Origin of the sequence: Tabrizicola sp., from assembly GCF_051645465.1 — a bacterium.
GTDB lineage: Bacteria > Pseudomonadota > Alphaproteobacteria > Rhodobacterales > Rhodobacteraceae > Tabrizicola.
On record NZ_JBOFBI010000390.1, the window covers coordinates 17,808 to 29,137 of the forward strand.

9 protein-coding genes are annotated in these 11,330 nt (G+C 65.7%); 2 read left to right on the forward strand and 7 right to left on the reverse strand.

Annotated features, from left to right (window positions below; genetic code table 11):
* Positions 1-7: 7 nt before the first annotated feature.
* From ACRCSW_RS23765 to ACRCSW_RS23780, 4 genes are read right to left on the reverse strand one after another with little or no spacing between them, the layout of a single operon-like run.
* On the reverse strand, positions 8-850 hold the full coding sequence (locus tag ACRCSW_RS23765; protein WP_438708127.1) for a hypothetical protein: 843 nt from the start codon (positions 848-850) through the stop codon (positions 8-10).
* Positions 847-1,875, reverse strand: coding sequence for an ABC transporter permease (locus tag ACRCSW_RS23770; protein WP_438708128.1), 1,029 nt, complete (start codon positions 1,873-1,875; stop codon positions 847-849). The genes ACRCSW_RS23765 and ACRCSW_RS23770 overlap by 4 nt, the downstream gene beginning before the upstream one ends.
* A 34-nt stretch (positions 1,876-1,909) precedes the next feature.
* Positions 1,910-3,412 carry a sugar ABC transporter ATP-binding protein gene (locus ACRCSW_RS23775; protein WP_438708129.1) on the reverse strand — a complete coding sequence of 501 codons (1,503 nt, stop codon included), beginning with the start codon at positions 3,410-3,412 and terminating at the stop codon, positions 1,910-1,912.
* Positions 3,413-3,469: 57 nt separating this feature from the next.
* Entirely contained in the window at positions 3,470-4,432 is a 963-nt protein-coding gene (locus ACRCSW_RS23780) for a substrate-binding domain-containing protein (RefSeq protein ID WP_438708130.1), read from the reverse strand.
* An 88-nt stretch (positions 4,433-4,520) separates the two neighbouring features.
* Between ACRCSW_RS23780 and ACRCSW_RS23785 the strand changes: the two genes are divergently transcribed.
* Positions 4,521-5,306, forward strand: a complete 786-nt coding sequence (locus ACRCSW_RS23785; protein ID WP_438708131.1) for an SDR family oxidoreductase — start codon at positions 4,521-4,523, stop codon at positions 5,304-5,306.
* Here ACRCSW_RS23785 and ACRCSW_RS23790 read toward each other — a convergent pair.
* The 3 genes from ACRCSW_RS23790 to ACRCSW_RS23800 form a co-directional block, all read right to left on the reverse strand.
* Positions 5,303-6,109 (reverse strand): FadR/GntR family transcriptional regulator, encoded by an 807-nt coding sequence (locus ACRCSW_RS23790; RefSeq protein ID WP_438708132.1) that lies wholly within the window; start codon positions 6,107-6,109, stop codon positions 5,303-5,305. The two genes, ACRCSW_RS23785 and ACRCSW_RS23790, sit on opposite strands and share 4 nt — an antisense overlap.
* A gap of 169 nt (positions 6,110-6,278) precedes the next feature.
* A complete protein-coding gene (locus ACRCSW_RS23795) occupies positions 6,279-8,681 on the reverse strand; it encodes a YbcC family protein (protein WP_438708135.1) in 2,403 nt (800 codons plus the stop codon).
* Between the two features lie 35 nt (positions 8,682-8,716).
* Positions 8,717-10,273, reverse strand: a complete 1,557-nt coding sequence (locus ACRCSW_RS23800; RefSeq protein WP_438708133.1) for a proton-conducting transporter transmembrane domain-containing protein — start codon at positions 10,271-10,273, stop codon at positions 8,717-8,719.
* A gap of 102 nt (positions 10,274-10,375) precedes the next feature.
* Here ACRCSW_RS23800 and ACRCSW_RS23805 point away from each other — a divergent pair, with 102 nt between their 5' ends.
* Positions 10,376-11,251, forward strand: a complete 876-nt coding sequence (locus tag ACRCSW_RS23805) for a LysR family transcriptional regulator (protein ID WP_438708134.1) — start codon at positions 10,376-10,378, stop codon at positions 11,249-11,251.
* The last annotated feature ends 79 nt before the right edge of the window (positions 11,252-11,330 follow it).

The following is an 11,330-nucleotide window of genomic DNA, read 5'->3' on the forward strand; positions in this document are numbered from 1 at the left end:
GGGAGCCTCATGCGGGGACCGGACCGGGTGGGAGAAGGGTGATGCGGACGGACCAGCGATCCGAGTCACCGGGGGGCAAATGGCGTGCGCTGCCGGTTGCTTCGGCAGTGGCCAGATCATCGGCGGGGGCGGTCGTCGGCTCCAGCGCCAGTTGATGGACCGGCGCGTCCGCGGGCCAGCCGCCGTAGTCGAGCCAGAGCCCGAAGGCGGGGATTTCGGCGCCCGACCAGTCGAAGCGGATGCCGCCTTCCGGGCCCAGGATCGCGGCACTGGCGGCGTGTTGTGCCTGCCCATAGAGCTTAAGAGCAAAACCTTCATCCGTTGCGCCAATGGACGACAAGTCGCGGATGGGGTGGTGTGGCCAGTCGACCGGGTGGCCGTCAGCCCAGATGTCGGCGACGCCATGAACTGCGATGCGGTCTGATGGCGTGGTGGCCAGAAGTGCGTGCTGGCTCCATAGATAGGGCAGCGGGTCGGGGCTGCTGTTCGTGACCTGATAGCGGGCAATGACGCTGGTGCCCTCCAGCTGGAGGGACCGGGTAAAGATGAAGCGGGGATCGACATAGACTGCGGTGCAGGCGTCGGCGCCACGCGTGACGGTCCAGGGGCGACCCCAAAGCTCACCGTGGTCGCGCATCGGCCCACCCCAGGCTGCATGGGTGCAGACGCCCACGGTCGGGAAGCACTCGTCCCAACCCCGCGCTTGTTCGCCGAGATAGGCCTCGCCGTCCGCGGGGTCACCCGGCACCAGCCATTGCCGCCCAGTGGCCATGTCGGTCAGCGACGTCACCCGCGCACCGAAAACGGGCTCTACCGTCAGGGCAAGATGGGCGTTCTCAAGCGTGATCATTCGCCCCCCGCCGCGGTCAGCCTGGCTTGCCGGGCCTCGGAGGCTGCCATGCGCCACTGGCCGATGGCGACGGCCAGAACCAGGAGAAGCCCCTTTGCCACCAGCTGGTAGAAGGTCGGAATGCCGAGCAGGTTCATCCCGTTCGACAGCACCGCCAGCAGCAGCACCGCCAGCATCGTGCCAACCACCGTGCCCTTGCCGCCAGCGAGCAAGGCGCCTCCGAGGAACACTGCCGTGATCGCCTCCAGTTCCAGCCCCTGCGTGCCGGACGCCGGCTGGCCCGACGACGTGCGCGCGGTGACAATCACGCCCGCGAGCCCCGATAGCCCACCCGAGATCGCGTAGATCCAGAGCCGCATCCGGTTGAGGTTTATCCCCGCCAGCCGCGCCGCCGCCGGGTTGCCGCCCATCGAATAGACCTGCCGCCCGAACACGGTCGAAGACATCACAATGTGGCCAGCTACCGCCACGGCGACCAGGATGGCAAAGGCAATCGGCACGCCCGGAAAGCCCCCGAACTGCAGGAACCGGCCCGAGCCGAGCAGCGCGAAGGTCGGGTCCAGCACACCTACCGGGCGACCCTCGGGCGCGATCAGGAAGGCCACGCCGCGAAAGGCCGAGAATGTGGCCAGCGTCGCCACCACGGCATTGACCCTGAGGTAGTTGATGATCACCGCGTTGATCAGGCCCAGCACCAGGCCGATGGCGATGCCAGCCCCGATCCCGCCCGTGACGGTGCCGACCTGCGACACCATCAGCGCGCAGACAACCGAGGCGCAGCCGGCAATCGAGCCGACAGAGATGTCGAGCCCCGCCGACACGATGACCATCGTCATGCCGACGGCAATCAACCCGACCACCGCCATGTTCTGCCCGATGTTGAAGAGGTTCCGGGCCGAGAAGAAGAACTCTGTCTGGCTGACGATCAACGCGATCAGGATCACCAGCGCGATGATCAGGGACAGATTTTCGGCCCCGATCAGGCGCAGCATCCGGCGGATCGGGGTGTCGTCGCGTACGGTCATCCTGCGGTTCCTGTCATTCTAGCGCTGCCCCCGATCACGCTGCCCTGTGCGTGCCAAGCGCCAGCGACACGATCATCTCTTCGGTCGCGTCGCGCTTTTCCACCGGTGCAGAGAGCCGCCCCTCGCGCATCACCACGATCCGATCGGAGAGGGCCAGAAGCTCGGGCATTTCCGACGAGATCAGCATGATCGCCATGCCTTGGGCGGCAAGGGCGTCGATCAGCCGGTAAATCTCGGCCTTGGCGCCGACATCGACGGCGCGGGTCGGCTCATCAAGGATCAGGAGTTTCGGTCCGGCAGCAAGCCAGCGGGCCAGTACGACCTTCTGCTGATTGCCGCCTGACAGCTTGCCGACCTCCTGCGCCATGGAAGGGGTCTTGACCTCCAGCCGCGAGATCACGGGGCCTACCGCATCGACCATCTGCGCCTGTCGCAGCATGCCCCAGCGCGACAGGCGGTTGTAGACGGCAAGCGAGGCGTTCTCGATCACGGAGCGGACAAGGATCAACCCCTCGACCTTGCGATTTTCAGGGGCAAAGCCGATGTCGGCGGCAATCGCGTCCGAGGGCGTACGGATATGGCGGTCCTGGCCAGCGATGCGCACGGTACCCCCGGTCATCCGGTATTCGCCGAAGATGACCTTGGCCAGTTCCGTACGGCCCGCGCCCACCAGACCGCCGAAGCCCAGCACCTCGCCCGCGCGGATCTGGAATGAGATGCCTCGATGCCAGCGGCTGGTCAGGTGTTCGACGCTTAGCACGATGTCCGGGCGTGTCGTCTCGGCTCTCTGGAAATCGTGGATCAGCTCGCGCCCGACCATCAGCCGCACGATCTGATCCTCGGTCGCTTCCCGCGTCACCAGATCGCCGGTCTGCACGCCGTCCTTCAGCACGACCACGCGGTCGGAAATCGCCATGACCTCTTTAAGCCGGTGGCTGACATAGATGATCCCCAGGCCTTCGGCAGCCAGTTGCCGGATCAGGGCGAAGAGCCGCGATACCTCATCGGTGGTCAACGAGGAGGTGGGTTCGTCAAACGCCACCACCTTGACCCCGGGTTTCAGCGCCCGCAGAATCTCGACCAGATGCATCTGCGCGGGCGACAGGCTTCGGCCATCGGCATCCGGGTCGACCATGCCTTGAAAGCCATACCGCGCAAGCATCGCGTTCACCTCGGCCCGCATCGCGGCAAAGTCGACCCGGCCGAGGGCTCGGCGCGGATATTCCCCGACAAAGACGTTCTCGGCGACCGAGATGTCGGGTACGATCTCGGGCTCTTGCCGCACCAGCCGGAACCCGGCCCGTCGCGCCGCGAGAGGCGAGGCGTGGGAAACATCGGCGCCATCCAGCTGCATCGATCCTTCGTCCAGCGTGTAGTCGCCACAGAGGATTTTCAGCAGCGTCGATTTACCAGCCCCGTTTTCGCCGACGAATGCCACCACCTCGCCACGCCCGACCTGCATCGAGAGGTTGGCCAGCGCGCGTACGCCGGGAAAGGCCTTTCCGACCGAACGGATGTCAAGGATCGGCGGGGTCATCGTGAGCCGGGGAAAGAGGCGGGCCCATGACAGGCCCGCCAAGTTGGGGGGAGGAACTCAGTTGCAGGGCATGATGTCTGCATAGGTGGTCGGATCGACGATCGTGGTGTTCGCCACGGTTTTCTCTGGTAAAGGCTCGCCCTTTTCGATCGCGTTGATCAGGGCGCGCGCGGCGGCATCGCCCACATCGACGCCGCTAAGGTAGAGCGCGGCCTTGAAGCCGGTGTCGATCCCTTCCTTCCAGGGGCGGCAGGCCTCATACGCGCCCAGACCCACGGCGATCACGTCGGCGGGCGCGATGCCCGCGTTTTTCAGGGCGTTGGTGGTGCCAAGCACGCCTTCGTCGTTGCAGGCCACGACAACCCACTTGTTGATGCCGGGATTGGCGGTGATCACCGGACCGGCGGCGGAGAGTGCGGCATCGGTGGTGCCGTCATACGCCACGACCTTGACGGAGTCCGCCGAGGCGCCTGCGGCCATCAGCTTTTCCTTCGCCGCCGTCGTGCGGTCGTTGCAGACGGACAGTGTCTGCACCTCGGTCGACAGGATCCCGTAGTCGGTGCCCGCGAGCCACCCCGAAGCGGTCAAGAGTTCCGCCGCCTTTTCGCCGACCTTGTTGCCCATGGCGACACCGTCAAAGCCCGCGAACGGCACAGGCTTGCCCGCCTCGTCGACCAGCGGATCGTCGGTTGCGATCAACGGAATGCCCGCATCGGCAGCCGCCTTTGCCAAGGCCGGTCCCAGTGCCTGGTCAGGCGCCGTGATGCCGATACCCTTTGCACCGGAGGCAATGGCATCCGACATCGCGCTGATCGCAAGGTTGGAATCGAGCTCGACGTTGATGATCCGGGCTTCATAGCCAAGCTCCTTGGCTGCCGCGGTAAATCCCGCCGCCTGATCAATGAAGTATTGCTGCGTGCCGCTTTTGTAGATCGCGACGATCAGCTTGTCTTGCGCCTGCGCCACACCCGCCGCCAGGATGGCCACCAGCGTGCCGGTCGTCAGAAGTAGTTTCCTCATTCTCATTGCCTCCTCCCAGATGAGCCTTGATCATGGAACGATAAGACGGTTTATCAGACAAACGCAAGCGACATGAAAAGGCACAGAAATGGCCAGACTTTCAGGCAAGACCGCAATCGTCACCGGGGCTGCGCGCGGGATCGGAGCGGCCATCGCGCGGCGCTTTGCGGCGGAGGGCGCGGCAGTGGTGGTGGCCGATATCCTGGCTGACCTTGCCGCGGAAACGGCCGCCGGTATCGCCCAGGCAACGGGGCAAAGGGTCATTGCGTTGACCTGCGATATCTCGGACGCGGGATCGATTGCCGCTATGCACAAGGCCGCCCGCGATGCCCTTGGGCCGATCGATGTGCTGGTGAACAACGCAGGCGTCAACGTGTTCCGCGAACCGCTGCAGTCTACCGAAGCCGACTGGGCGCGCTGCATGGCCGTCGATCTGGAAGGAGCCTGGCTTTGCACGCGCGCTGTCCTGCCCGACATGATCGCCCGCCGCGACGGCGCGGTGATCAACATCATCTCGAACCATGCGATGACCGTCATGCGCGGGACCTTTCCCTATCCGGTGGCCAAGCATGCGCTTCTGGGTCTGACGCGATCGCTGGCGCTGGAATATGCCGGGCGGGGGATTTCGATCAACGCGATCTCGCCGGGCTATACCGACACGGCCCTGGCGCAGGAGGTGTTCGACAAATCCCCTGATCCCGCCAAGGCCCGCCGCGATGTCGAGGCGCGCCAGCCGCCGGGACGCCTTTGCCGACCGGACGAGGTGGCTGCGGTAGCGGTTCTTCTGGCCTCGGACGAGGCGCGGTTCATGGTCGGCGAGAACGTCGTCATCGACGGCGGCGTCAGCATCCGCATGTACGAGGACGGGATCTAACGGTCGAGGATCGCAAATCCTTCGTTGGCGTCCTTGATGGCGCGGGCGATCAGATGGTGCATTGCTGCCTGCGCCGCCTCGGGGTCACGACGCTCAAACGCGTCAAAGACGGCAGCGTGAAGCACCTGGCTCTCGTCCATGCCGATCATCTCGGTGGTGTAGCCGCGCGCGCGCATCTGCAGGTCAAGGAGGAGGCCAAGCGCTGCCTCGATCACCGCGAAAAGCTGTGACAATAGGTCAGAGTCCACCGCGGCAAGAAAGGCGCGATGGAACTCCAGATCGGCATCGATGAACCGCTGCCTGCGTTCGGCATAGTTCGGATCGGGGGTGCGAAACTCCTGTTCCTTCCACGCCCAGGCAGCGCGAACCCGGTCCCGCGCCGCATCCGATGCGGTCAGCGTGGCTGTGTAGACAACGCCCGGCTCCAGAACCAGCCGGACCTTCAGCAGGTCCTGCAACAGCGATTTCGTATCGCCGGCCTTTATGCGCCAGTTCATCACGTCGGGATCGAGCAACCGCCATTCGCTGCGCGCTTGTACCCGCGTGCCATCCGATGTGCGGCTGCGGATCAGTCCTTTGGCGCCGAGAATGCGAAACGCTTCGCGCACGACGGAGCGGCTGACCCCCATCTCATCGCAAATGTCGGACTCTTTGGGAATGCTCTCGCCCGGGGCCCATTCCGCCCCCAGGATACGCGTCCCGAGGGCCGAAACCGTGCTGCCAAGCACCCCCCGCACCTCGATCACGCCAGCAAGGGCATCGCTGCTGTAGGGCTTGCGGACGTGTTTTGGGCGGTTGAGCATCTGGATGGCTGCTTTTGTCTGGCTCGGCGCATATTCGTCAATCGAACCAGCAAGAGCAAGCGCGCCGGTCGTTATCCGTCGGCAGCGCATCCGGGAATGCCCATCTGAACCAGCCGCAACATGCGGACGGCCTCACTCGAACTGTGCTGCCACGGGTCCGGCCTAGCGGTCAGGCCGCCTTGGTTTGGGCCGCGTCCCCAATCGGTTCCCACTTGAGCCCGCCGACATAGCGGCCCTGGATCAGCCCTGCATCGTCAAGTGTGAACAGATGCAGCCAGCGGTTGTCAAACAGTGCCCGAACCCCGTCATGCCGGGCGAGGATGTCGTTGATCGCGGCTTGCGGTGCCTCGACGATCACCGACAGGCGCAAGGGCTCGTGCACCAGGTCCGCACCGTCATGGACCGATTGCCAGGGCAGCCCGGCGCGGAGCAGCCCGCCATTGCCCTCGACCACGCCGATCCCGCCGGTGACGTTGTGCAAAAGCTTGTTGCCGCCGCCAAAGGCTGTGGGGGACACGGTCGAGCCGTAATACTGCAGGCTGATCCAACTGGCCACCACGACCGGCGCGGTCAGGATCAGCTCCAGCACGCCAAAGCCCTTGTCCTGGCGCCAGTCATAGCTGTGCAGGAACGCCCGGCCGCCAAGGTTCTGCGCGGTGGTGCGGTTACGGGGTGCTGCGACAAAGGCGCGGCATCCTGCAAGGCCCCATTCGGGGCGCACCTCGGCCCAGTTGCGCGCGCGTTCGGCGATGTCGTTGGCACCCGATGCGCGGGGCAGCCGCAAGGCGCGTTCGCCACGCGCGATCAGCCCGGCCGCGGCCAGCCAGCGCTTGAGGTCGGCAACGTCCTTTGCGTGGCCTGTTGACGGATGGTCGTCGGCATAGACCAGCACCCCGTCCGTGGTGGTGTCGTGCAGCCCGGCCAGGAACAACGTGTCGTCGGGGATGGTGATGCCCCGCTCCGGAAGGCCTTTGCGCACCTCGGGGTCGTTTAGCAGCGTCGCGAGAAGCCGCGCGTTGACCTCACCCGAATAGCCGCCGCATGCGCCGCAGTGCAGGGCGCTGGCGTGGGGGTTGTTGGTGACATTCGCGCCATGGCCCGCCAGCAGCACGATGCGCGCGAACCCGTCGGTCATCGACATCGCGCGCAGCACCGTCTCTGCCGAGGCGAGCTTTTGCTTCGTGTCCAGGCTGGGCGACAGCTGCGGCGCGGGGTCGTGCGGTAGGTTCGATGGGCCAAGGCCAAGCCCATCGCGGACCAGTTTGTACACGTAGATCGGCCCCGTCGCCTCGACAAAGGCAAAGGAGGAGACGGCGGCGAGCTTGAACCGGCCCCATGCCCGCTTGGAGCGGGCGGCGATCCGGGCGACCTCTTCGGCCCCGGCATGGGGTGGGATGGCGCAGGAGGTCACGGTGGGATTCAGCAGGACCGGCAGCCGCGCCTCGGGCACATCAGAGGCAAAGGGCCGGTGTTCGACGAAGACGCCGAAGAACCCGGCAAAGCCGATGGTCTGGATGCCCGGATCGACGCCTTCCAGCGCGCGGCGGAACACTTCGGAACGGACGTCAATGCAGAAGGCTGCCTGCAGAGCGGGGCGTGTTTGTCGTAACGGTCCGCCCTTGGTTGCGAAGGCGGCCGCGATGTCGCGCTGAGCGGCACGCTCGGTCGCTTCTTGCAGGATCGCGTCGACGACCTGCGCGGAGCTTGGCCGCAAGGGATGGGCATGGGCTGAAACCGCCGCAGCCCAGCCTGCGCCGATTGCGTCCTGATACTGTGCCAGCAGCGCTGCGTCCCAGATCAGCCGGATCGCCAGCAGATCGGTCACCGCGCTGTCGTTGCCCCCGGCCAGTTCGGCTTGCCACAGCTGGTAGCGTGCATACTGGCCCCAGCCCCCCAGCGACATAAGCGCCGCATGAAACGCGGTGTCCAGCGCGCCATCCGGCAGGCCCAGCCGGGCAGTGGCCCACGCCAGCGCCTCGTTCGCCGTTGCGGGGGATGCCGTGACGAACGCGGCAAAGCCGGTCAGCCCCGCAATCTCGGGCGTCAGGTCATGGATTGCAAAGCTGCGCCAGGACGTGAAGGCCGAGGTTCCTGGAACCGTGGTCCACAGCGCCTGGCCATTGTCGAAATATCCCGCGGCCCAGGCGCTGATGCGGTCGTTGACCAGTGCGGGCCAGTCGATGCCCGACGCCCCCGACGAAAGATCGGCGACCGAGGGAACGGCCTTCTGCAAAGCCACCGGCCCCTTCGCTGCGGCCTTCAGGGCGGCAAGGTCGGCAGGCCGGTCGGCGTCGGGCGAGGCGGCAAGCGCTGCCTCAAGGTCGGCATCGGTGATCCGGCCATCTGTGATCCGTGCCAGATACCATGCGCGGGGCTGCGTTACCGGTGTGCCCGCAATCCGGCCAAGGCGCGCGGCGGTCATTGCAAGGCTGTCGCCCGACTGGCCCAGATAGGGGTTCACCGCCACGCTGGAGGCCAGCGGGAACAGCGGTGGAATGGCGCGTGCCGCGGCATTGGCGGCCGCGATCAGGGCGGTGCTTGGGGCGGTGGCGAGTTCGGGGTTGTGGATCATCATAGGTCAAAGCCTCAACGAAGATGAAGGGGGGATCAGGGCGCGGGCGACTTTGACCAACCGCCGAGCAGCCGGTCGAACACCGCATTGGCGTAAAGTCCATTCGTCAGGTGAACGCGAAGGCCTGCCGCCGCCGGGTGGTGCGCCCAGAGCGGGAACAGCGCCTGCGCCACAGCGACCAGGCCAAAGCTGAACACCGCCAGCACGATCAGCGCCCACTCCAGGGGGCCTGGCGCCGGGGTTGCTGGCAGGGTACCAGCGGTCAGCGCCTCGGCCCCCGCCTGCAGTGCAAAGTAGCCGAGCGAGGCCGCCAGCGAGTACATGACCGTCGCACGGGTCAGAGCGCGGGGTGCGGCCCCGGCCAGGCCTTGGGCGATCAGATAGGCGACACCGAAGATCAGGATGGCCCCAAGGGCAATGCCCTGCGGCGACTTGACACCGATGCCCGCTGCGCCGAAGCCGACCGTCATCAGCGCGTAGATCGCGATTGCAGCAAGAAATGCCTGTCCCACCTTCGCGCCCGAGGGCACCGCGATCGGGCCCGGTCTGCGGACAAGGGCGACCGCATCGACCGCACCGCCAGAGGCCAGGAAAGCATGCGCCTTGTAAAGCGAATGCGCCACGATATGCAGGAGAGCCAGCGGGAAGAGCGCCAGTCCGCATTGCAGCACCATGAAGCCCATCTGCGCCACGGTTGACCAAGCCAGCGAGGTTTTCACGGCACTTTGCGTCAGCATCACCATGCCGCCAAAGATCGCCGTGAACCCGCCCAGCATGACCAGCACTGCCAGCACTCCTGGTGAGGTCAGCATCACATCGGCGAACCGGATCATCAGGAAGCCGCCCGCGTTGATCACGCCCGCATGCAGCAGGGCCGAGACGGGCGTTGGCGTCTCCATCACCTCGGTCAGCCAGCCATGCGTCGGGAATTGCGCCGATTTCAGCACTGCCGCGAGGGCGATCAGGGCTGCGGCCCAGACTACGAAACTGCCGCCTGTGCCCGCCCGCGCCTCTGTCAGGATTGTCGCGATGTCGCCGGTGCCGAAGCCATTCCACATGACAAGGGCCGCGGCGATCAGCACGATGTTCGACAGCCCCGAGGTGACCAGCTTCTTGCGCGCCGCGCGCCGCGCCTGCACCCGGTCGCGGTAAAAGAGCAGCAACTGGTGGAGGCTGAGGCTGGTCGCGACCCACGCGATCACCAGTTGCACCAGATGCCCTGCCGTCACCAGCAGCATCACCGCCGCCAGCGTCATGCACATCCAGCCCATGAACGCGCCCTGCCGCGCCTCGCCGTCGACGTAGGAGCCCGCGTAGCGCAGCACCACCCAGCCGACAAAGCTGACCAGACACAGCATTACCACGCTGATCACATCCAGCCGGACCGATAGTCCGGGCAGCAAGGTCGCCGTCGCAGGTCCGTGCAGTATCAGAAGGCCCGCCGCCGTCACAGCTACGGCCATGGTGGCCAGTCCCGCCAGCTCGGCAATCGTGGCGATCGGTCCGGGACGGCGTCCGGGGCGGAGCGCACCGAAGCCGGCGCACAGAAGGAGGATGAGCGGGGCAAGATAAATCACGAGCGCGGCGGTCACGGCACGGTCCTTTCAATTCGGATTGGCCAATGGGTGGTAGCCGCAGCGAAGAAGTGTGTAAAATACATTGTTTACAGATAATCGTTCGTATAAATAGAACGTATGGCCGATCTAAACTATCACCACCTGCATCTGTTCCGGGCCGTCGCGCATGATGGCAACCTGACCCGCACGGCAGAGCGGTTGAACCTGTCGCAATCGGCGATCTCGGTGCAGATCCGCAAGCTTGAGGAGCGTCTTGGCCATCTTCTGTTCGAGCGGCGGGGTCGACAGCTGCACTTGACCGAGGCCGGGCGTATCGCGCTTGACCATGCCGACGCAATCTTTGAAGTGGGGGACGAACTTGTCGGCACGCTCCGCGACGCGGGGCGCGGCTTGCAGGTGCTGCGGGTGGGTGCGCTGGCGACCCTGTCGCGCAACTTCCAGCTTGGTTTTCTGCGCCCCGTGCTCGGGCAGCCCGACAGCGAAGTCATCCTGCGGTCTGGCAGCCTTGCGGAGCTTCTGCACGCGCTGGAGACGCTGAACCTTGACGTGGTGCTGACCAACCAGCCGCCCCAGCGCGATGCGACGACGCCCTTCGTGTCACACCGGCTGGCCGAGCAGCCCGCAAGCCTCATCGGCACCCCATCGCGCCTGGATGGCACCGCGACGCTGGCTGACCGTCTGGCAAACCTGCCGATCATCCTGCCCAGCACCAACAGCTCGATGCGGATCGGGTTCGATGCCCTGGTCGCCCGCATGGGAGTCAAGCCGCAGATCGTGGCCGAAGTGGATGACATGGCGATGATGCGACTGCTCGCGCGCGAGGACGTGGGCCTTGCCGTCCTGCCGCCGATCGTTGTCAAGGATGAGTTGGAACAGGGCGCCCTGATCGAGTCTGATCTTCTGCCCGGCATCAGCGAAGCGTTCTATGCCGTCACACTCGAGCGCCGCTTTCCAAACCCGATGGTGCGGCAGTTGATCGTTTCGGGCCAATGAAGCTCATGCCTGACGGCCACGGGCAGCAGCAGATCGGCATCCTCAACCCACAGCAGGAGAACATTCGTAAGGGAACGAT